Below are 22,483 nucleotides of genomic sequence, written 5' to 3' on the forward strand. Positions count from 1 at the left end.
GAGCTCGCATCGTCGCGACCGGGAGCCTCGAAAAATGAGCCTGAGGGGAGGGCGGATGTTTCATAGGGAAACAATCAAATGGTTGCGGGCATTCCTGGACCGGCGGGACTTGGAACAGCCGGACCAGCGGGAACTTTACCGGTATCGGTGCACGGATGAGGAGTACTACGAGCTCCACCGAGTGCTCCGTCTCATCCCTGATTTCGTGGAAATGAAGGATGACAGGTGGGTCTGCGGGGCGCTGGTCCTGGGTATCGCCGAGTGGTCAAGGCGGGAACGGCAGCTCCATCACCAATGGGAGTGGGATCCGATTTACGAGGCCTTCGACTTCTACCTGGATCCCGGTCCGCGAGGTGAAGTGATCACCCGCGGGCTTGAGAGCTTTTGGGGGCGTCAAGTGCATCGCTTCGATGCCGGGCATCGGGATTTTCTGGGTTCGCTACTGAGCGAGGGTGGACTGCCACTTCAGGTCCTGCGTGCGTCGGGAAATCCACTGCATGGGCTGTTTGTTCGTTTGTTGCGCCGAGTCGAACAGGCCGAGTCCCTGGGAGCCGACATCGAAACGTTTGTTCGGAGAGAGATCCAGCGATCAACGCTACCACAGGTATTTTCGGCGGTCGGTCCGGTAAGCCTGATTGCCAAGATGCTGGAACAGCTTCGGTCGCTTGTGCGGAATCATGCACTGGAAACGCAGGAGGAGCCGGTCGGGTTTCTGGATGAACAGGACCCGCGGTGGCGCGAACGCTTCCCCATTGCACTGGATCAGGAGACAGGGTCGGAGTTCCTGAACAGCCTCCTGAAGACGGCGACGGACGAAGGCCGTCGGCGCCGTCGTGTGGGCTCGCTGGCTTGCTCGCACACATGGAAGGACGTGCCAATCGGTGGCCTGGAGACGGTGGTCGTGATTCCTGGCGAACTGCGGATTCCGCTCGAACATGAACCTGCGAGCTCGCGCCTCGAGATGGAGATTATTGAAGGGACGGAGCCACGCCTGCGGTTAGGCGCCGCGTTTGCAGACCTTAATCACGCAGGTAGTGCAAAGCTCCGTCCACGCAGTGGCGAGAGGGTGGTCAAGCGCGTTCTGCCGAATCGGTCCCTGTTTCTTGCCATCTCGGCGGGTGGTTTGCAGGCGGGCAAGATCGAGATCCCGGGTGGAGCGGTAGCTTTAGGAGAGGTTCCGGTTGGCTTTGCCTGGCGAGAGGGAGCATGGCATGTCTGTGGGCAAGCCTCGTTCCGCACCGAAGATCGCGATGTGATGGTGGCGCTCCCACCGGGTGTGTCACTAGCATCCGTTGATCCAGATGACGCAGACATTCGGGTGGAACCGACCCCATTTGGGCTGGACGGCTACCGCGTATCCGGACGGGCGACGTTGAGCCTGACCGGGGATGATCGCTACACCGTGCGTACGGGTGAAGCTGGCGGCGGCACTGCGGGTGTCGAGCTTGGTGGCGATATGATCGAGTGGCCAACTAGCCCGCCACTGTGCGTGCGGGGGATGCCGAGAGTCCTGGAGGCGGCAGCTGATGGTGTAGGCGATGCGGCCGGACTCGGAGTCTATGTGGCGGGAGATCGCATTGAGTCACTTCCGGCCCATGAAATCAGTGGTGTCCGTTTCGTGTCTGTGCGCAATGGCACTGGTGAGACGCTGTTGCGCCGTAAGGTCGGGATTCTTCCCGCAGACTTTGACATCCAACTGACGGGCGGCGACGAACCTGGAGAAGGCTTGATCCGTATTACTTCGACGCAGCGCTGTCTGGTGGACGTGGACGATGAGCGGCTTGAAGTGAAGAGGAGTCGCGAAGGGGATTCAACGGCGCTGCAGCTGCGCGCCATCGGTGAAATGCCCGCGAATGTGGCTGTTCGGGTGACACCCTCCCTTGTTGCCGATCCGATCGAGATTAGAGTTCCTTTCCCTTACGTGGGTTGCCTGGCGCTCGATCGACACGGACACCCACTGGCCGCAAACGTGTCCGTGGATGATCTCCTGGGCGCGCGTCTGATGCTCTATGGGACGGTGGGGCAGTCGGGATTTTCTGTCACGCTATCGCTGACCGGACACGGTGGTGGTCAACTGTATGACCGCTGGGTATATCGCGTGGGCCCGCAACCGCTGGAGATCAGCTTGCACGGACTGCGTGAAAAGATCGTTGAATTGCTTTCAATCGATACGAGTATTGATTGCGAGGTCCGTCTGGAGGTTGATGGCGGTTCGGAGCCATTGCGGCGCAGGGTGCGCCTGTTCGGGGTGCAGTTGAGGCAAGAGAATGAAGATGTGATTCGTGTTGCTGCTTGGGGTGGGGCAGGGGGAATTGCTGAGGCTCTTGAGCCACGTCTGATGCTGTTGCATGCACCATCCGTCCCATCGATTCCGCTAGAAGCGGTGCGCAGCGAAGGGGTGCCTACCGGTCGATTCAGACTACCAAGTGAAGTGGAGCGGGACGGTCCCTGGTTGGTTGTCCCGGGCAATGATTCGGCCGCTTCGTTTCGGCCACTGTTGGTACCGGGAAAGCCTGATTCGGCGGTAGATCTGGAACGTGTAGAGAGCTTGCAAAAGGCGGTTCTTGCCTTCCGTCCAGACTCGGGGGCTTCCTCGTTTGAGGGTGTACTGGATGCGATGAGCGAGAACCCGCGGCACGGCGGTTGGGAGTTTCTCAAGGCGCTGTACCGGAATTATGGGTACCTGCCCCTGACGACCTTCGAGGTCTGGAAGGCATTGGTACAGCACCCGCGCGCCCTTTGCATGGCGATGTTCAAGTTCGAGATGGACGAAACGTTCGTCGGCCGGCTGGAACGCGACTTTCCGCTGTTTTTTGAGATGCTTCCGGTGCGGGAGTTCCGTACGGCAACCGAGCGTTTTGACGGCTTCCTACTGGAGCAGGGCATTCCGGAGGAGACGACAGATGCTGTGCTGCAGCGGACGCTTGAACACCTGGAAGAGCCCACGGTGGCCTATGGGGCAGAACTGCAGCAATGGCTCAGAACGGGGCATTCGAGCCCACACGCGCGACAGGCGCGGATGGTCCTGCCGACGTTGTTCGAGAACGTGATCCGCGAGCGGGTTGACGTGCACTGGCCCGATTACGGGGCACAGACGCTGGCGAACTGGATCGATGGACAGCCGGATCATCCAGCGGGCGGTCTCAACCCCGAGGTCAGGCATCGCAAGGCTGTGGCGTACTTGCCGGGATTCGTCGCAGCGGTCGCGTTGGGCGAAGCCCGAGTGGACAAGCTATTTGATCATCCCGATGAGGCCCTGTTCCAGTTTCGACGGATCCGTGACTTTGACGCCAACTGGTTCCGCATCGCGTTCAATGCAGCCCTGTTTGCTCGGCTATAACCCTTCGATCAAGGATCTCTGATGCAGCGCTTTTTCACTTCACTGGTTGATCAGGCCCGATCGCGAGCGACGGAATCTACATTGGGGTTGCTGGGTATTACCCACCCTGGGTTGCGCGAGCACCTGGCAGGCATACTGGCTGGTGAGAGCGGGAAGGGAGGCAGTTTTCTGGCCGCGCCGCAGTTTGAGCCGACCTTCGAATGGGAGCCAGCAGACTGTCGATTGCGCGACTTGGGGGCGGGGTCGGATCCGCTATTGAGCCCCTCGGTAATCGATGCACTCGATCACCGAGACAATGGGCGCTATCGCTTCAGCGCCGATTGGGCACCGTTTTCCCACCAGCTTCATAGCTGGCAGGCCCTGTTGAAGGAAAGGAAATCGATAGTCGTCACTAGCGGCACCGGTTCAGGCAAAACTGAGTGCTTCATGGTCCCGGTGATCGAGGATCTTCATCGTGAACTCGAGGCCGAGGGTGCCTCCAGGCTGGAAGGTGTGCGGGCGTTGTTCCTGTACCCACTGAATGCCCTGATCGATTCGCAGCGTGATCGTCTGGATGCCTGGACGCGTCCGTTCGGCGAGGGCATGCGTTATTGCTTGTACAACGGCCGTACCCCGGACCGCGCGAGCATCGTGCGCGCGGAACAAGCCCGGCGCCCGAACGAAGTGCTTTCCCGCGAGCGGATGCGCGAGTCTCCGGCGCCGATCCTGGTGACCAACGGGACGATGCTGGAATACATGATGATTCGGCAGGTGGATGAGCCCATCCTGCGTGCGTCACGAACCAAGCAGTCGTTGCGATGGATCGTGCTGGACGAGGCGCATTCCTACATGGGTTCGCAGGCCGCCGAGTTGGCACTGCAACTGCGGCGGGTGATGATCGCCTTCGGGGTGAAGCCGGAGGATGTTCGGTTCGTGGCAACCTCGGCGACCATCGCCGGTCCGGAAGCGGAGGAGAATCTGCGCCGTTTCCTGTCCGACCTTTCGGGCGTGCCGGTCGGACAGGTGGAAGTGCTGGGTGGGCGCCGCGTAGTGCCGCCTCTTCCGGTGAGCGCCGGGCAGTCGGTGACACTCGACGCCCTCGAGGCTATGCCGTCCGAGTCGGGAAGCGGGGACGTTTCGAGGGCGCGCTTCGAGGCCCTGACCCATTCCCCGGTGGCGCGGGCGATCCGGGATTTCGTCGTCGGCTATCCCTCGCCGGTTGGTCTGGATGAGATTCGCAGCCGCGTTTCGGAGTCGCTCGGGCGTTCCCTGAGCGAGCGGGATGCGTTGCGCTGGCTCGACCTGTGTACGGGAACCCGGCCTGTGGCATTGGAGCCGGCTTTTCTCAACCTGCGCGCGCATTTTTTCCAGAAGACCTTGCACGGGCTCTGGGCCTGTATCGATCCGGACTGCCCGGAGAAGGCAGGGACGCCATTGGCCGCGGACTGGCCGTTCGGCAACGTTTATTCGGATCAGCGTTCGAGCTGCGGTTGCGGAGCGCCGGTGCTGGAGCTGGCCTTCTGTGACAACTGTAATGAGCCCCATCTGTTGGCGGATACGCGCGGCGAACACCTGAAGCACTGGGAAACCCGGGTCGAGGACGAATTTTCGCTGCAGACCGATTCCACCGACGAGTTGGAGGGTGATGAGCCGGACGTAGATACGGAACCGGCGCGTAATGAGCCTTCGGTCTTCTGTCGCCCGGATCACATCGGGGAGACGTACTTCGCGGTGGAGATTGATCCGGAGGCTCGGAGCTTTGTTTCGGGTGACGGAGCGATCCGGCTGGGCGTGAACGATTCAGAGGCCCGCTGCAGTCGTCCGCAATGCGAGTTCCCTGGCTATTCCGGGCGCTCGCCTTTCAACCGGGCATTGACCGGAGGGCCATTCCACGTCACGCAGGCGGTTCCCACTGTCCTGGAATACACCCAGGATTTTCAGCCCGAGGGCGGCGCCTCGGCGGCCGGGCCTCAGACCCTTCCGGGTCGGGGGCGACGGCTGATCACCTTCACTGATAGTCGTCAGGGCGCGGCCAGGATGGCGGTGCGCATGCAGCAGGAGGCCGAGCGCAACAAGCTTCGCGGACTGGTGGTGGATGTCCTGGGCGCGGCGCAACGCGATCACGCTGCGCAGCCTCGGGACCCGGTGACACCCGAGAGTGTCGAGGCCCTGCGGACGGCTCATCAGGGTCTGCTGGCGGCCGGCATGGAACAGGCCGCCGCACAGATGCAGGAGCAGATCGAGCGGCAAGAGGCCGCTCTCCAGGGGCAGGGGGCAGATCAAGCCGGGAGTTTAGTGCGCGTACCTTGGCGCGAGATGGTGCGGGCGTTGGCGGGCAAGTCGGATATCGCCGGGCCGATTCGGAATTTCAACAAGCAGTACAACCCCGACCTGTTTGGCGCTGCCGACGGCCCAGAGAAACTGGCGGAAATGCTGCTGTTCCGCGAGTTCATGCGACGCCCGAAACGGCAGAACAGCGCCGAAACCCTCGGGCTCGCCGTTGTCGAGTACAAGGGTCTCGATCGGGTCGAGACGATGCCGGAGGGATGGGCAGAGAAGGGGCTGGAGCTCCAGGACTGGCGTGATTTTCTGAAGGTCGCGCTGGACTTTTACGTGCGAGCTTCCAGCGGCATCAACGCGAGTGGCGACTGGTTTCGCTGGGCAGGGCTGTCCTTCAAGCCCAAGCAATTCCGTCCCCCGGATTCCGAGGAAGCCTCGGAGCCCGGCTTGCTGAAGTGGCCGCAAATCCGCGGCGGCAACACCTCGCACCGACTGGTCAAGCTTCTGATCCTCGGGGCCGGGATGAATCCGGGAGATCGGGCGGACGTGGATCTCATCAACGATTGGCTGCGCAAGGCGTGGCGCATCCTGACTGGGCCGGGCGGGCCTTTGAAGTCCGATCATAATCGTTTCTCACTGCCCCTCGACAGCTTCGAGTTTCGGCTGCAGAATCGGGCCTTTGTCTGTCCGATCACCAACAAATTGCTCGACACCAGTTTCCGCGGTTGGACGCCGTACCTCCCACGCAACATCGAGGGGCTACGGTTCGATGAAGCGGAACGTCGACGCCATCGAGTGGAACCAGTTGCGTATCCGGACCTGTCCTCCTTTGATCGGGCTCAACTCGACCATGAAGTCGGTCTTGCCAAGATCCGCGAGCAGATTGCCGATGATCCCGCGATCCGCGAGTTGCGACCGCGCAGCCTGTGGCTGGATCTAAACGATCGGGCGGTGGAGGGAGGCTATTACTACCGCACGGCCGAACACTCGGCCCAGCAGTCCTCCGAGCGGCTGGAGGAGTACGTCGGCAAGTTCAAGGACGGGCGGGTGAACGTACTGAACTGTTCGACCACGATGGAAATGGGGGTGGACATCGGCGGAATCACGGCCGTTGTGATGAACAACGTGCCGCCTCACCCGGCCAACTATCTGCAACGGGCGGGGCGCGCCGGGCGCAGTCGCGAGGCACGCGCGATCGCGTACACGGTGTGCAAGCACAATCCGCACGACCTTCAGGTGTTCACCAACCCGAGCTGGCCGTTCCGTACGGCGATGCCGGTGCCGGCCGTGGCCTTCAGCTCCGCCCGCCTGGTGCAGCGGCAGGTGCAGGCATTGCTCCTTGGGGATTTCCTGACCCGAACAGTGGGGACCGGAGGCGTCGAACGGACCAAGCTCACCGCGGAGTGGTTTTATCTCGAGGAGTCAGGCTCCGCCCCATGTACCGACTTCATCGAATCACTGAATGGTCCTGGACATGAGGTGGATGCCGGGATTCGGTATGTGACGCGGGGTACGGTGCTCGAGCACCTCCCGCCTAAGCAGTTGCGGAAGGACGCCCGTGCGAGCATTCAGAAGCTGCAAGAGGACTGGTGTAACAACCATTCCTGGCTGAAGGGAGAGTGGGATCGGGCCGTACCGGAAAGTGTCTACCGAGCGCGCCTCGAACGGGAACTGGATCGGCTATGCAACGAATACCTGCTGCGGGAACTGGCGGGCCGGACGTTCCTTCCCGGGTATGGCTTCCCCACCGACGTGGTCAATTTCAATAACTTCACGCTCCACGACTACAGTCGGCAGCGAAGGACTCAGGCAGGTAGCAGCAGAGGCAAAGAGGACAACCACAGCAGTTACCGAGGCCTCCCATCGCGGAACCTTTCGATCGCAATTCGTGAATACGCGCCGGGAGCCGAGGTGGTGCTTGATGGGCGGGTGTTCACCTCGGCCGGTGTCTCCCTGCACTGGCATCGTTTGGAGGGTGGGGCAAACGAGTCGCAACGGCTGGAGAGCGTATGGCGCTGCGACGTGTGCGGTTCTGTTGGGCACCGCGAGGGCGTCGTTGATTGGGGCAGCTTGGTGTGTGAGAACTCAACCTGCGGGGCCCCGATCAGGTCCCAGAATATCGTGAGTGTGTTGCAGCCCGCCGGGTTCGTGGCCGATTCTCGGGTTGATCCGACGAACAATGTCCAGTCCCAGAAGTTCGTGCCGGCCGCGTCCCCATGGGTGTTCCTTAAGGCAGAAGAGACCCCGCTGCCGAACCCGGCGTTGGGCTCCATAGCGGTCGATGCGAACGGCAAGGTCTTCCATCACAGCGCCGGCTTGTATGGACACGGTTACGCCTTGTGCATGACCTGCGGCCGGGCCGAATCCATGCTGAATGTCGGTGTGTTCCCGAGGGGCCTTTCCCCTGACGACACGCACTACGCGCCCCAGCCGACCAGAGAAGATCGTCGGGATGGCCAACGGGTGGCTTGTCCTGGCTCGGGGAGTCTGCAGCAGCAAGTGCGGCTGGGCGTGGTCACACCGACCGACGTATTCGAGCTCCTCTTGCGCCATCCGCTGCAAGGTACCTATATCGACGATACTTCCGAAGGGCGAACGGTGGCTCTGACGCTCGCCATCGCGTTGCGCTTTGCACTGGCGGACACCCTGGGCGTTTCACCTTCCGAAATCGGCTATGCCACCCGTCCGAAGCGGCTTGGCGAAGAGGGGGCAGCGCTGGTGCTCCAGTTGTTCGACACGGTCAGTGGTGGCGCCGGCTTTTCTTCCGCCGCTGGCAAGCTGGTGATGCCTGTCATGCGCCGGATGGCGGAAAAGCTTAATTGCGACCATTGCGAGACCGGCTGTTCCCAATGCCTGCTCGACACCCAGACTCGCATTGACCACCACCGCATGAACCGTACTCTTGCCCGCGAGTGGCTGGGCGATGCGGCCCCAGAGTTGGTGGAAGGGGCGAGTCGATCCGAGCAGCGAAGCAGTGTGGACACCAGGCCGTCCGCCGCGGCGGAGGTGTCTGGCGAGGTCCACTCGCATAAGGGCGGCCAGCCTTCGCCGGGCGAGCACGTCGACTCCGAAGCCGGCGTTATGCCTACGACCGTGCCAGACTGGGCGCAGGACCTGAGCGAGCAGGCCATGGGCATCGTGGAATCCGTCGTTGACCAGGACCTGCCGGAACCGATGGTCGGCCACGAGGTGCAAAATGGTCTCGGTGAGGTGGTCGGTGAGTTCGAAGTTGCTTGGCCGAATTACAAGATCGGTGTCTGGGCCCAGAACGGCCGCGCCAATCCGATACCCGAAACCCTGGTGGGCTGGCACCTGTTCACTCTGCCCGAAATCCATGAGGCACCGGAACTGCTTGTGGACGAGCTGCGCAGGGTTGCAGGCTTCGTTTAGGCGCATTCCGAATTAGTGTGTCATGGGGGGCGGTGAAACGACATGCCGCATGACGCGACACTGTACTGATTAATGGAATTCAGGAGCGCAAATGGAGGCGTCAGGAACAGTCGCCTCCTGTGTGCATAGTTGAGTACCGGTCTGGATGGCCCGTCATACAGCGGTCTGAGGCAGGCCCGTCCATGGGTGCGCAGCGAAACGGAGGTGGTGTGATGCGACGGATCTTCATGGTGGCAGGTGTCTTGTGGGCGTTTCCGTTCCTCGCCGCAGGGGCTCAGGGACCTTTTGGAATCAATGCTGGGGATCGCTACGACCATCCGCAGTTCGAGGCATTTCGGGAGATTGAACCTACCGAGCCGGGCCTCGTGGCCTTGATGGGTGAGAAGCCGCCTCTGCCGCATTCTTTGTTTGAGACCTACGCGATCCAGTTCCACCCGGAAGAAGGAGCGTGCTGGGGCCAGGCGCGTGGGCCTATTCACCGCGATGATCGGTACGGTTCTACGGTACGGGCTCGAATGGAGAGAGTTCGGGGGCAACTCTCCGACAGTTACGGATCCCCTGGCGAAGAGGTGGACCGTCTGTTGCCCGGAGCACTCTGGGACGGCGCTGAATATTGGTCGCGGGCGCTTCAGAGCAACGAACGTTTCTACTTCTACCAGTGGGAGCCGGACCCGGTCGATCCGCAAAAGCGGGTGAAGGCGCTGTCGTTGATAGCCAGAGCCGCTCGGTCAAACGACACGCGGATGGTTCTTGAGTGGCAGTTTGATAACTGGGCGGAATGCCAGAGCGTCGGTGATCAACTGGACCGGGGGGCGTTCTGATGTGGTGGCTGCGAGCGTTCCTGCTTCTTGGGCTGCTGTCGTCAGTGGCCTGTTCGGCAGAACCACGGTTAACTGACCTAGAAGAGGCTGTGCGCGCAGGCGATGAGCGCAACGGCGATCTCCAGTTCACGTTGCAAGGGCAACCTGGGGAGGAGATAACGCTGGATATTTCCGAGCTGTCGGGGGTGGAATCCAATATCGAGATGTTCCGGCTGCTGCTGCATGTGGCGGACCGCCTCGATGCCCAGGACGGGGGGCGCACTCGGCTGCTACTGTCGAGTTTCGGCGAGGATCGTGTGATCGTCCCAGCCGAGGAAATCCAGCGGTTGGGCGCTGCGTTCCCGGACGAGAATCCGATGTATTTACTCCGGACCTTCCCGCAGCACGTGCAGGACCTGAATGGGCAGAGCCTCTTTCCGGAACGCCGTGGTGGCTTGCTGGCGGTCAGCCGGCTTCAGATGGAGGATTTCGGCGAGTTCGGCCGGATCTGGATTACGGATCCCTACCTAGAGCGCCAGGCTCCACAAGACCCGATCCATTATCGAGACGAAGAGGCATTCTGAGAGGCCTGCCTGAACAGCTTCCGATGGCGGATCAGAGGTAGGCTTGTATTTATCGTACAGGGAGGAATCGTTATGAAAATGTTGAATACATCATTGATTGCTGTTTTTTTTGCTGCACCAGCATAGTCACAAAGTCTGACGGGGCCTCAAGAAAATGCGGTTAGATCTGCAAATCAGTCTCTTAACCTGTCGGGCTTCTCACGGACCGGGCTAATTCAGCAACTGTCATCCGATTATGGGGATGGCCATAGCGTCCGCGATGCGACCACAGCGGTGGATAGTCTCAATATTAATTGGAATAAGCAGGCGGAACGATCTGCCAGGGAGTACCTGCGTATGCAGGGGTTTTCGTGCAAAGGCCTTATTGATCAACTTTCATCGAGTTACGGAGATGCATATACCGAGCGACAGGTAACCCATGGGGCACAGCAGACTAACGCTTGCCAAGAGGCAAGGGGTAACCTTTGGTTTAAAAACATTCTTTTGGGGATGATATGTCACATGCCTGATGGAGTAGACTATGAGCGAAGGAAAGCGCTGCCCGAAGTGTGGATACGAACGCACCTCCGAGGATGACCAGATCACGCCGGCGACGGAATGTCCGAGCTGTGGGGTGATCTATGCGAAGTTGACGAATCCGTCCATGGGCCGCTCACAAAGGACGGCAAGAGCGAATGCTCCTCATCGACTGGCGCCATTTACAATGCTCAATCTAGGGCTGGCGATGGCCGGGGCAGCGCTGCTCGCGCTGGGGGCGTTTTTGCCAGCCTTTAGTTTGGGAGCCATTAGCGTCACCTATTTTAAGGGAGGTGACGGTGATGGTGTCTTCGTAGTGTTAGCTGCCGCGATTATATTTCTCGGCGCGATTGCCAAGAAGCGAAGGATTGTCGGGTATGCAGGGATCGCCAGCTTGGCACTTGTCGTGTTCGGGATGTTTACGCTTTCAAGTCGGTTGAGTGAAGGTAAGGCTGATTTGGCGAGAGAGCTTGATGGAAATCCGTTCGCTGGACTCGCGATGTCGATCTCGGAATCGGCCTCCATGGAATGGGGGTGGGCCGTGATGCTACTGGGCGCGATTCTGGCAATCTTTGGCGGGTTTGTGACCGAGCGATGGCTCAAAGACAGGTACGGGTGAGGACACCGTGATGCGATGGAGCCCGGAAGGGTTGTACCCCATTTCTGCGGACGGTTTGAAAAGGGCTGAAAACTTCAGATCCTGAACGGCGATGCGGCGCCGCATCCTAGGATTGTGGAACCGCTTAATGTAGCCAAACAGATCGGCCCGCGCTTCGTCTCGCGTCCGGTAGCGCCGATGGTGTACGCGTTCGCGCTTGAGAACGCCGAAGAAGCCCTCGCAGGCGGCATTGTCGCCGCAATGGCCAACGCTGCTCATGCTGCACAACAGCGTATTGCGCCTCAGGAAGCGCTGGTAGTCACCGCTCGTAAATTGGCACCCGCGATCTGAATGCAGGATCACCGCCCCGTCGCCCTCGCGCTGCCAGACCGCCATCTCGACCGCACGGATGACCATCTGGCGATCCTGACGGTGATGCATCGACCACCCCATCACCACCTTGCTGAACAGGTCGAGCACGACGCAGAGAAAAAGCTTGCCCTCCTGTGTGGCGATCTCGGTGATGTCCGTCACCCATTTGGTTTCAGGCTCCGAGGCCGAGAAGTCCCGTTCGAGACGATTGGGAACCCCGGCAGGGCGCTCGTTGGGGCGTCGAAAGCCTCGACGCTTTCTCCGGGGCCAGCCTTGGATCGCATCCGCTGCCATCAGTCGCGCCACGCGCTTCAGACTGGCGGTCTCGCCTTCGGCCACCAGATCTTCATGGATCCGGGGTGCGCCGAGGGAACCGCTACTGTCGGCATGAATCGCCCGGATCCGGCCGAGCACCCGTCGGTTATCCTGGTCACGCGTACTCGGCGCCCGACCGTCCCAAGCATAAAAACCACTCGGCGAAACCTTCAGACACCGACACATCATGCGAACCGGGTACTCGTTGCGGCAACGCTGAATCATCTCGTACCGGGTGATGATCCCTTGGCAAAGTACGCGGCCGCGTCTCTTAAAAACTCCCGTTTCTTGGTCACCCGGGCCAGATCGCGCCTCAGACGCGCGACCTCCTCATCCCTTGGCGCCCCCCGTACCGGAGAAGGCCTTGCTGGCCCCGGCCTCCGCCTCCCGAGCCCAGCGGGTCAGTAGGTTCGGACTGATACCCAGCTCCAGGGCAATCTGCCGGCAGCTTGTGCCCGATCGACGAATCAACTCCACCGCTGCCCGTTTGTATTCGGGGTGTAACGTTTACGTTTCGACATGACCACTCCTTCGGCCCAGTATGGGTCTTCTCGTGAGTGTCCGCGTTAACAGGGTAGAACCCGTTCTGCCCGTCGTGGTGTTCATGGACGGATTTGCGGCCCATCATGACCAGGTAGACGACGATACGGCCAAGCGTCAGGCCATTCTGGATAGTGGTCGGTTTCGGTTCTGGTCGCTGGGCTGGCGCGACCTGCCGGAGGTTGGGCGCGAGGTTTCCGACCGCGCCGCGATATTCCTGGATGGGCTCCAGCGGGAGTCGGAGAAAGAGCGCTTCGGCAAGCTCGCTGTGCGGATGGCGTGGGGACGTCACGCCGAATATCAGGAGACCGTTCGGCGCGGCCCACTGTACTGGTTGCAGCGTTACCTGACGGACCCGGAAGAGGCCCGCGTGACGCTGGAGATGGCGGCGCGTTCCCGAGCATTCGGGGTCATGGACATGGCGACGTTGAAGGACCCCGAGCTCCGAGAAGCCGCCCTGACAGAGCTGGACGCAATGGTGCCGGGTTGGATGCGGCGTCGCCTGCGCGGCTCGGATGCCAATCCGCCGGTAGTGGGCGGGTCGCTACAGGCCCTTTCGGGAACGGCATACCGGGTCGGTTTCGCATTGGTGATTCCGCGGGATGCCCTGCTGAGTTCGGCCTCGTTGACCGGAGGCATCCGGGCGGTCTTCGCCCTCGATGATGGCAAGGCGGATACCGGGCCCGATTTCGAGGCGGACTGGCAGGCCTTCTGGGGGGCGACGAACCTTCTGCAGTTCTTGCCGGGCTTCCAGATGATGTCCGCTCAGGGCGTGGCTGCCGAACGCTACGCGCCGGGTGACGCCCATGATCAAAAGGACGCCCCAACGAGGGACCTGATTAGCGACGAGAGTCAGCCAGGCTCACTGGGTGAGCCACCCCCGGGCGTACGCTGAGGCTACACAGTGAGCGGGGAGTGGCCTCATGGCGCAGAATCGGATTCAGTTTCAGCCGGGGATGTCGTTGCCGGCATTCATCGCCCAGTACGGCACCGAGGCCCAGTGCGAGGCGGCGCTGGAGCGGGCCCGATGGCCGGCCGGCTTCCGCTGCCCGCGTTGCGGGTGCCAAGCCCACTGCGTCCTGCACGGCAGCCCGCGCAAGATGTTTCAGTGCAACGCCTGTCGGCATCAGGCCTCGCTGATCGCCGGCACCGTAATGCAGGGAACGAAGCTGCCCCTGACCACCTGGTTTCTGGCCATCCATCTGCTCAGCCAGGCCAAGACGGGGCTCTCGGCGCTGGCGCTCAAACGCCAGCTGGGCGTCAGCTACCGCACGGCCTGGGCCCTGCAACACAAGCTGATGCAGGCGATGACCGAGCGGGAAGCGCGCTATGGCCTCAGTGGCACCGTGCAACTGGACGATGCCTACCTGGGTGGCGAGCGCACCGGCGGCAAGGCCGGCCGCGGGTCGGAGAACAAGGTTCCGTTCGTCGCGGCCGTGTCGCTCAGCGACGCGGGGCATCCCCTGCGGGTTAAGTTGACCCCAGTCACGGGCTTCAGCTTCCACGCCGTTACCGAATGGGCGCGGGCCTATCTGGCTCCGGGAAGCACGGTTCACTCCGATGGCCTGGCGTGCTTCCGCGCCGTCGCAAGGGCCGACTGCCGGCACCAGCCGACGGTCGTGGCCGGGCGCAAACCCCAGGATCTTCCCGAATTCCAATGGATCAACACCGTGCTCGGCAACCTCAAGACCAGCCTCAGCGGGAGCTACCATGCATTTGCGTTCGCCAAGTACGCGGCCCGTTACCTCGCGGCATTCGCCTACCGCTTCAACCGACGCTTTGATCTGGCGACGTTGCCGGCGCGACTGCTGGTCGCCGCCGTGCACTGCCGGCCCGTGCCCGAGCGGGTTCTGCGACTGGCTGACTCTCGTTGCTAATCAGGACGAGGGAAGAGGCTTCGGTGGCTGAGTCCGAGCCGTTTGAGTGAGGGCGCTCGGAGGTGGGCGACTGGAAACAACTGGCGGCATACTCCCTGTTCGGGGATAAAGTCCGTGTCCTGCGGGAGCGGGATATCCGGCCGCCGCGGGCGGGACACGAATTGCAAAGGGAAGACGGGGAAGTGGTCATCGAGTTGGAGCTGGCCTGGGTCGACGCCCCGGTGGGAGTGATCCACCCAGACTTCGCGGAGGATGCCGACGAGGTAGGTGATTCGGAAGCGGTGCAGGACTGGGCCCTGTACGTTGGGTTGGGGAATGATGTGGTCGAGGCGCTCGCAAGCCATTCGGCGTTGAAGGACTAACGTTCTCGGGATGAATTTGAGACAAGGAACTGGATTCTATGAGCGATGACCAACCAACGGTCGCGATTTCCCAGGACTTCATGGGCGCCTTCGCGGCTATACCGCGCGCCCAGCAAAAGAAGGTCCAGGAGTTCGTGGGCAAATTCCGCGCGGATCCGTTCAGCGCCGGGATCAATTACGAGAAGTTCCACCAGGCGCGCGACCCGAATTTCCGTTCGGTTCGCATTGATCAGGACTACCGCGCGATCGTCCTGAAGCCCGATACCGGCAACGTCTACGTCCTTCTATGGGTGGACAAGCACGATGATGCGTATGACTGGGCGCGCCGGCATCGCTGCGACATCCATCCGCAGACCGGGAGCCTGCAGCTTCTGCAAACTCGCGTCGAAGCGGGTGACACCGATCCCGCGAAGGCCGAAGACGACGCGGGCGTCTCAGCGACAAGCAAGGGTGACCCCTTGTTCGCGGACCTGCGCGATCGTGAACTGTTGCGTCTCGGGGTGCCGAACGATCGTCTGGAATTGGTGCGCACGGTCCATGACGAGGACGGGCTGGAGGCGCTGGAAACAGAGCTGCCGCGGGAATCGTTCGAGGCCCTGTACATGCTCGCTGCCGGGGAAAGCCTGCAGCAGGTGGAGCAGGACTTTGCCGCCTCCCAGACTGCCGAAGTGGACACCGAGGACTTCGCCGCGGCGTTGCAACAGCCGCATTCGCTACGACGTTTTGTGGTGGTCGAGGATGATGCCGCATTGCAGGCCATCCTGGAGGCCCCGCTGGAGAAATGGCGCGTCTTCCTGCACCCGTCGCAACGGCGGCTGGTGCAGTGGGACACCAACGGCCCCGTGCGCGTGTTGGGCGGGGCGGGTACCGGTAAGACGGTGGTGGCGATGCACCGGGCACGTTGGTTGGTAAACCATCTACAGGAAGGCGCAGGGGCCTCCAGGAAGATCCTGTTCACTACGTTTACCGCTAACCTCGCGACCGATATCCGGGAAAACCTGAAAAAGATCTGTACCTCAGAGGAACTGGAGCGGATCGAGGTGACCCACGTCGACCAGTGGGTGAGTCGATTCTTGCGAAGGAACGAGTACCCCGGTCGGATCGTATACGACAACGATTCTGACTTCGGCAAGTGCTGGGACCTGGCCCTGGACCAGCGCCCGGCCGAGGTGGGCTTGCCGGATTCGTTCTACCGCGAGGAATGGGAGCGGGTGATCCTGCCCCAACGCATCGAGGACAGGACAGGCTACTTCCGTGCGCGCCGAACGGGGCGCGGCGTGGCACTTTCGCGCATGCAGCGCGCTGCGATTTGGCCGGTGTTCGAAGAGCTTCGCATCGCGATGCACCAGCGTGGGCTGCGCACAATCGAGGATGCCACCCAGGACGCTGCAGAACTGATCGAGCAAGGGCGGGGAGGCTACCTTCCCTATTACGCGATCGTGGTGGATGAGGCCCAGGACATGGGACCGCAGGGGATGAGGCTCCTTCGCCAAATTGTCCCTCGTGGGAAGAACGACCTGTTCATCGTGGGCGACGGCCACCAGCGGATCTACCGGCGGCGCTATGCATTGAGCCACTGCGGAATCGAGGTCCGAGGACGTAGCCGGAAACTACGTATCAATTACCGCACGACCGAGGAGACCCGCCGCTTCGCCGTGGCCCTCCTGGAAGGGACTGCGGTAGATGATCTGGATGGCGGCGACGACGACAGCAAGGGCTACCGCTCGCTGATGCACGGCACGCCGCCGGAGGTGGTCGGCTTCGACAGCTTCGACGAGGAACTCGCCTGGGTCGCGCAGCGTATCCGGGAGCTACAGAAACAGGAGATCGCCGATGCGGACATCTGCTTGGTCGCCCGCACCAACGACCGCGTGACGCGGTACCAGAAAGCGCTCGAGGCAAAGGGGGTGACCGTGCGCCCGGTGTCACGTAAGCAGGCAGACCGGCGCGACCAGGAGGGCGTGCGCCTGGCGACCATGCATCGGGTGAAGGGCCTGGAGTTCCGCCACGTGTTCATCGTCGACGTGAACGACGGGGTGATCCCGCTGCGTTACGCGGTCGAGTCCAGCGAGGACGAAACCGAACGCCGCGCCACGCGCGACAGCGAACGCGCCCTACTGCACGTGGCCGCCACTCGGGCCATCAATGGTCTCTACGTGACCCACACTTCCAGCCCGAGCCCGTTCCTTACCGCTATTGCGTAAGGAACTTTCCTTGGCGGACCTATTGGTAAGCTTGCCGTCTGGTGGCCGGCCGGGAATGGCAAGTGGACTCGAAGTTGCGTCTGGCGTTGGGAGCGGCGGAGGAATGTTCAGGCGTCTTGATAGCGACGAACGATAGAAGCCCAAGATTCCGTCAGTCTTTAATGAGTGCAAGACGAAAAAACTTGGGCTTTGAGCGCCGTGCCGGCTGCACAGTGGTTCTAGCGCTGGAGAATCCCGGGCTCCACGCTTTGCGGTGGGATCCAGACGGGCCGACGACCACCCAGTTTGCTCCAGTAAGCCCCCTTGATGGCATGGCCATGGATGCGGATGGCGCTGCCCTGGGCGCTTGCCCCGTCGGCACCGCGGATCAGGGAGGCTAGGGGCATGTTGTAGGTGTTGCCCGTCAGGTACGCCTTGATCGTGCCCCAGAGAGCACTGGCGGCATCGAGATTGTCGGCCTTGAGGCTATCCAGAGGGCCGCAGAGGGCGAACTCGAGAAGGTCTTCATGCTGGTGCCTGAGCCGCGGATAGTGCTTGGCGTCCGGCCCCATGAGAGATGCCTTACCCGCATCGTGGAGCAACCCGGTGATGATGGCAGCCTCCTTGAACATTGAGGGTATGCCCTCTATCCCACGCACCGCTGCCTTGACGGCCTCGGCTACTTCCAGGCTGTGCGCGAGCAGCCCACCGGTTTCGACATGGTGGCAATATCCCGATGCGGGCGCGGTCACGAAGGTCCGGGTGAATACGTCGTCCCGGAAGACCTGTTCCAGGAAGCGGCGGTAGGCCGGCGTCTTGAGGCATTCGAACAGGTCCACAAGCCGCTCCAGATTTTCGATCTCGGGGGCGACATGGGCCGGCAGTAGCTCCATGGGGGACCGTTCAGGGCCAAGGTCAGGGAGGGGATGGATCACCGCTTGCGAGCTGCCCCAGCGGTCTGGCTTCAGCAGGATGCCGCAATGAAGCTTGGAGGCGGCGCCATCCACAATGTCGGGCCATCCAGCTTCTGGCGCGTAGGCCTTGATGGTGCCGGTGTAATCCCACAGGTGAACGGGGTAGTAGCGGACGCCGTTGTGCCCGAATTTCGGTTCCTCGACCTCCGCACCGTAGGTGCCGATCAGCGGCTCATCGATCTCGAACTCGGGATTGGCCAGGTGGGTTTTTACGTCGCGAATGGTCTTACACATCGCCGGCAGTCTCCTGATCCTCAAGGATCTGTTCCAGCCGTGTGGAAAGCCATGTCATAACGCGAGTGTCGAGATCCAAGTCGGCGCTCATCAGCTCCTTCCGGATCCATACGTTGACGGTTTCGATGAGGGGACCCCCACCGAACTCGTGCAACGCGTTCAAGAGTTGTTGCTGCTGTTCCAATGGATAGGCCCGCACCAGTGCGATCGCCATCTGGAAAGGCGCATCGGTCGAGGCGAGGTGGCCCACCAGGGCATCATTTCGTTGGATCTCACTCATGATTGGGGACCTCCTGCGCGGAGTCCACAGTCGGTTCGCCGGGCATCTGGATGCGCGACGTCAGGAGACGGTCAATGGCCGAACCATCCTGCCGGGTCAGGTTGGGCACGTAGCGGGAGTACACCGTGAACAGCATCTTGGTGTTGGAATGCCCCATTTGTCGGGCAATCCACTCCGGGCTTTCGCCTGAGGCCAGCCAGAGCGTCGCGGCCGTATGACGCGTTTGATAGGGGTTGCGGCGCTTCAGGCCCGCCTTCTTAAGCGTGGGATACCAGATCCGGTAGTTCACGTTGTGATAGGAGAGCGGGTAGCCGAAGCGGCTGGAGAAGACGTAGTCGCTGCGGCAGTTGGCCGGGCGCTTGTTCATCGCCTCACGGACTTCGATGAGGACTTGGTAGACGAGCGCCGACATCTGGATGGTTCGCATGGATCCATCGGTCTTGGTGGTGGTGTCCTCGCCATTGACGCGGGCCGAGTGGACGAGGATCTCGCGACGGTCGAAGTCCACGTACTTCCACTTCAGCCCATCAACCTCGGAGGTCCGCATCCCGGTGAAGAACCTGACGATGAAGTACGGCCGCCACTGGGGATCGACGGTATCGAGAAATTTCTGGACCTCCTCGAGGGAGAAGGGGTCGACCTGCGTGCGGGGGACACGCAGCGGCTTGATGCCCTGATAGGGCGTGATAAAGTCGAATCGGTCAGCGGCTTCCACCAGGATCTGCCGGAGCACATTCATGATTTGATTGATCCGGGACGCAGACAGCGTTTTTCCAGTGTCGCGGCATACTTTGGCGAGTTCGGCGCGGTACTGGAGGATCTCGGATTTCTGGATGTCGCTGACTTTCTTCTCCCCGAACTGCGGAGCCAGTTGCTTATCGAAGATGTCCCGCAGCTTCGTCCGGTAAGACGGCTTCCAGGTAGGCTCGTTCTCGGCAAACCAGGTCTCCCCAAATTCCCGGAACGTAGGGCCTGCGTCCGGGCCTTCGGCGGCCTGTAGCACAGACGTGGGTTGAGAGAATCGTTCCGCGCGAGGGCTGTTCGGAAACGTTTTGGCGTAATCGAAGGTCCCCACAAGGATCTCTGCTTCGATTCGTTCGAGCATCTTTTGGAGTCGTTTCCGGTTTGACGGGGTGTCGTCGAGCGCGGTGTACTCCCGACAGCGGGTTTTTCGGTAAGAAAAATCCAAGTACAGGCGGCCATTCTCTTTTCTGGCCCGGATATTACCCATGGCAGGCACCCCCGTTGGCCATCGGGATTGCCGGCATGGCATCGGTGTACATGTCCTCCTCGATGTTCTCCCAGATGTAGAGGACCTTCCGTCGACCGAAGGGTCGAAGGTAGTGTCGGCCTTCGGATAGGGCTTCCCTCCTGAGTACGTTGTTCACGTAGCGCGGATTCATGTGGAGTTTGTTGGCGAGTTCTACTGAAGTCAGATAAGTCATGATTCCTCCGTCTGTATAGCCGCTATACGGCATGACTTAACTGTATAGCGGCTATACGCCGGTGTCAAGATCTTTGGAAGCGAGCTATACGGCTATACGGGGGGGGCCCTATAATTCGCTCTTAACCAGAAAGATTGGATATCGGATGAAGCTCTCTCGAACGCAGCAGAAGCAGGTGAATATCCGTCTGGACGACGAAACGCTCGAGCGGCTTGATACCTGCCGTACCGAGCTCCGCGATCAATTCGCGAATATTCCGACTCGCTCGGACGTGGTGCGGATGGCCATTGAGGAATTCCTTGAGAAGCGAGGTGTTGGGACGGGGCGCGGTCCGACGAGCTAAGTTCCGACCAGCCCGATGGTGGGGTAGTGCTCAAAGTCGGAGGCTTAGATTCGTTGGGCCGACAAGGCGGTTGCCCCAGATCTGTCTCACTTGTGTCCCAGAAGTGTCCCAGCCACTGACGGGGAGGTGGAATGCCGGTGGGAGCCTTACCGTTGTCCGACCCGTTCTATTGGTGGTCCGGATTGAAAGGATGCCTAGAAAACAGCGCGTTAACGGAGGCTTTGACAGCGGGCGGGGAGTCGGTAGAATACGCCACTCGAAGACGACAGGCGCGTAGCTCAGCTGGTTAGAGCACTACCTTGACATGGTAGGGGTCGTTGGTTCGAGTCCAATCGCGCCTACCAATTTGTTGAAAAAAGCGAGTCAGGGTCCGCCCGGCTCGCTTTTTTTATGCCTGGGCGGTCGGTATCGACAGGGCGCGTACGCGGCGTCAGGCTGGCACCGGGCGTGCTATTCGATATAAGGGGGCATCGCGTCGGGCGATTGCTTGTTCATGCGTGATTCGTATCGGTTTTCCTGGCTTCTGGCAGTGCTGTTTCTGGCACTCGCGGCGGGTTGTGCGCCGTTGCAGCCGGCGCCGGAACGCGGATGGCAAGCGCTGGAGCTCCCCGCCTCAGAAGGACCGCTGGCGGAGTGGCTGGAAGGATTCGCGCCGGCCCGCGATCAGGGCAAGACGGGATTCCGGCTGCTGGACGAGGGGGCCGAAGCCTTCCGCTGGCGGGTGATGAGCGTGCGCATGGCGCGCGAACGAATCCAGGTGCAGGCCTATATCTGGCGCGACGATGCTGCCGGACGGGTGTTGATGGGCGAATTGCTCGGGGCGGCCGATCGTGGCGTTCGGGTCTCGTTGCTCCTGGATGACGTCGACGCGCGTGGGCGGGACGCGACGCTGGCCGCGATTGCCCAGCACCCCAAGATCGACGTTCGCATCTTCAATCCCTTCCGTACGCGCGAGGGCCTGCTGCGGGCCAGTGCCGAGTTCTTTTTTCGCGGTAGCGACCTGAACCACCGGATGCACAACAAGGCCTGGGTGGTGGACGGGCGCCTGGCGATTACGGGCGGGCGCAATGTCGGGGACGAGTACTTCGAGGCGAGCCCCGATTACAATTTTGCGGATCTGGATCTGGTGGTGGTGGGGCCGCTGGTGCGCGAGATCGACCGGTCGTTCGTGGAATTCTGGAACAGTCCGGGCGCGATCGGGGTCGAGCGCGTTGCGCTAGAGGCCGGTTCTCCGGAGCGCCTGGCAATGCAGCAGGGGGCCTTGCGGGCCTGGCTGGCGCAGAATCACACCCATCCCCTGATGCAGATGGAACCCCTGAATGGGCAACCGGTGCCGCAGCCGATTGCCGATCCGGCGGCATATGTGTGGACGACGCAAGCCGAGTTCGTGGTCGATGACGAGGCCAAGGCGCGTGCACGAGGCGATGGCTCGCGCGTTGCGGACGCCCTGGGTGAGCGGCTGCTGGGGGTGGAGAAGGAACTGCTGATCGTCTCGCCGTACTTTGTGCCGGGGCGCGACGGGACGGCCCAGCTGTCGCGGATGAGCGAGTCCGGGGTGCGTGTACAGGTGCTGACGAACTCGCTGGCGGCCAACGATGTGGCCTTTACCCATGCCGGCTATGCGCGACGGCGACATGCGTTGCTGGATGCACGGGTCGAGCTGTTCGAGCTGCGTCCGACCGGGCCGCCGCGCTGGGCGCGCCTGGAGCGCGATCGCGGCATCGAGGCCTCCCAGGCCAGTCTGCATTCCAAGCTGCTGGTTTTTGACCGCGACGAGGCCTTTGTCGGCTCGTTCAACCTGGACCCGCGCTCGGCGCATACCAACAGCGAGTCCGGTGTGTTCCTGTCCGAGCCGGTTTTGGTGGAGCAGCTGGCCGCGCTGCATCAACGGGGGATTCGACCGCAGGTGGCCTACCGGGTGGAGCGGGATGCATCCGGTGGTCTGGTATGGCGGGACGGTTCCGGAAATGCCTACCGTCAGGAGCCCAAGGCGGGTCTGTGGCGTCGGTTTGTGTCCGGGATGACCCGGATCCTTCCCGTCGAGCCGTTATTGTAGGCGGACCGTCTCGGC

16 protein-coding genes, 1 tRNA gene and 1 pseudogene are annotated in these 22,483 nt (G+C 61.7%); 13 read left to right on the plus strand and 5 right to left on the minus strand.

Going from position 1 to position 22,483, the window contains the following annotated elements:
- Positions 1-55: 55 nt before the first annotated feature.
- The 6 genes from TVD_RS06110 to TVD_RS06130 all read left to right on the plus strand — a co-directional run bounded on the left by TVD_RS06110 (position 56) and on the right by TVD_RS06130 (position 11,508).
- Complete coding sequence (locus TVD_RS06110) at positions 56-3,340, plus strand: STY4851/ECs_5259 family protein (protein ID WP_047251925.1); 3,285 nt, start codon at positions 56-58, stop codon at positions 3,338-3,340.
- A 21-nt stretch (positions 3,341-3,361) separates the two neighbouring features.
- Positions 3,362-8,989: a DEAD/DEAH box helicase gene (locus tag TVD_RS06115; protein ID WP_240472301.1), complete on the plus strand. Its 5,628-nt coding sequence runs from the start codon at positions 3,362-3,364 to the stop codon at positions 8,987-8,989.
- A gap of 212 nt (positions 8,990-9,201) precedes the next feature.
- Positions 9,202-9,810 (plus strand): hypothetical protein, encoded by a 609-nt coding sequence (locus TVD_RS06120; protein WP_047251099.1) that lies wholly within the window; start codon positions 9,202-9,204, stop codon positions 9,808-9,810.
- Complete coding sequence (locus tag TVD_RS06125; RefSeq protein WP_047251100.1) at positions 9,810-10,373, plus strand: hypothetical protein; 564 nt, start codon at positions 9,810-9,812, stop codon at positions 10,371-10,373. The genes TVD_RS06120 and TVD_RS06125 overlap by 1 nt, the downstream gene beginning before the upstream one ends.
- Positions 10,374-10,508: 135 nt before the next feature.
- Positions 10,509-10,949 (plus strand): Ltp family lipoprotein, encoded by a 441-nt coding sequence (locus tag TVD_RS15105; RefSeq protein WP_082119093.1) that lies wholly within the window; start codon positions 10,509-10,511, stop codon positions 10,947-10,949.
- Positions 10,894-11,508, plus strand: coding sequence for a TFIIB-type zinc ribbon-containing protein (locus TVD_RS06130; RefSeq protein ID WP_156167520.1), 615 nt, complete (start codon positions 10,894-10,896; stop codon positions 11,506-11,508). Before TVD_RS15105 ends, TVD_RS06130 begins: the two co-directional genes overlap by 56 nt.
- Before the next feature lie 36 nt (positions 11,509-11,544).
- Here TVD_RS06130 and TVD_RS06135 read toward each other — a convergent pair.
- Positions 11,545-12,695, minus strand: a pseudogene (locus tag TVD_RS06135) (IS3 family transposase); the annotation flags it as partial.
- 83 nt (positions 12,696-12,778) lie between these two features.
- On the opposite strand from TVD_RS06135, the gene TVD_RS06140 reads away from it, so the two are divergent.
- From TVD_RS06140 to TVD_RS06155, 4 genes are all read left to right on the plus strand, one after another.
- On the plus strand, positions 12,779-13,609 hold the full coding sequence (locus tag TVD_RS06140; RefSeq protein WP_205622090.1) for a hypothetical protein: 831 nt from the start codon (positions 12,779-12,781) through the stop codon (positions 13,607-13,609).
- A gap of 28 nt (positions 13,610-13,637) precedes the next feature.
- Positions 13,638-14,591 (plus strand): IS1595 family transposase, encoded by a 954-nt coding sequence (locus TVD_RS06145; protein WP_047250584.1) that lies wholly within the window; start codon positions 13,638-13,640, stop codon positions 14,589-14,591.
- A 62-nt stretch (positions 14,592-14,653) separates the two neighbouring features.
- Positions 14,654-14,953, plus strand: coding sequence for a hypothetical protein (locus tag TVD_RS06150; protein ID WP_047251103.1), 300 nt, complete (start codon positions 14,654-14,656; stop codon positions 14,951-14,953).
- A gap of 38 nt (positions 14,954-14,991) precedes the next feature.
- On the plus strand, positions 14,992-17,157 hold the full coding sequence (locus TVD_RS06155; RefSeq protein WP_047251104.1) for a UvrD-helicase domain-containing protein: 2,166 nt from the start codon (positions 14,992-14,994) through the stop codon (positions 17,155-17,157).
- A gap of 218 nt (positions 17,158-17,375) precedes the next feature.
- On the opposite strand, the gene TVD_RS06160 is transcribed toward TVD_RS06155, so the two are convergent.
- The 4 genes from TVD_RS06160 to TVD_RS06175 are packed head-to-tail and all read right to left on the minus strand — an operon-like array spanning position 17,376 to position 20,069.
- Positions 17,376-18,344 carry a metal-dependent phosphohydrolase gene (locus TVD_RS06160; RefSeq protein ID WP_047251105.1) on the minus strand — a complete coding sequence of 323 codons (969 nt, stop codon included), beginning with the start codon at positions 18,342-18,344 and terminating at the stop codon, positions 17,376-17,378.
- Entirely contained in the window at positions 18,337-18,624 is a 288-nt protein-coding gene (locus TVD_RS06165) for a hypothetical protein (protein ID WP_052772674.1), read from the minus strand. Before TVD_RS06165 ends, TVD_RS06160 begins: the two co-directional genes overlap by 8 nt.
- Complete coding sequence (locus TVD_RS06170; protein ID WP_047251107.1) at positions 18,617-19,855, minus strand: site-specific integrase; 1,239 nt, start codon at positions 19,853-19,855, stop codon at positions 18,617-18,619. Before TVD_RS06170 ends, TVD_RS06165 begins: the two co-directional genes overlap by 8 nt.
- Positions 19,848-20,069: a hypothetical protein gene (locus tag TVD_RS06175; RefSeq protein WP_047251108.1), complete on the minus strand. Its 222-nt coding sequence runs from the start codon at positions 20,067-20,069 to the stop codon at positions 19,848-19,850. The genes TVD_RS06170 and TVD_RS06175 overlap by 8 nt, the downstream gene beginning before the upstream one ends.
- 145 nt (positions 20,070-20,214) lie before the next feature.
- Here TVD_RS06175 and TVD_RS06180 point away from each other — a divergent pair, with 145 nt between their 5' ends.
- From TVD_RS06180 to TVD_RS06190, 3 genes are all read left to right on the plus strand, one after another.
- On the plus strand, positions 20,215-20,412 hold the full coding sequence (locus TVD_RS06180; RefSeq protein ID WP_047251109.1) for a ribbon-helix-helix domain-containing protein: 198 nt from the start codon (positions 20,215-20,217) through the stop codon (positions 20,410-20,412).
- 267 nt (positions 20,413-20,679) lie between these two features.
- Positions 20,680-20,756, plus strand: a tRNA-Val gene (locus TVD_RS06185).
- 149 nt (positions 20,757-20,905) lie between these two features.
- Entirely contained in the window at positions 20,906-22,468 is a 1,563-nt protein-coding gene (locus TVD_RS06190; RefSeq protein WP_047251110.1) for a phospholipase D family protein, read from the plus strand.
- Positions 22,469-22,483: the final 15 nt, after the last annotated feature.

Source organism: Thioalkalivibrio versutus (genome assembly GCF_001020955.1).
In the GTDB taxonomy this organism is placed as follows: Bacteria; Pseudomonadota; Gammaproteobacteria; order Ectothiorhodospirales; family Ectothiorhodospiraceae; genus Thioalkalivibrio; species Thioalkalivibrio versutus.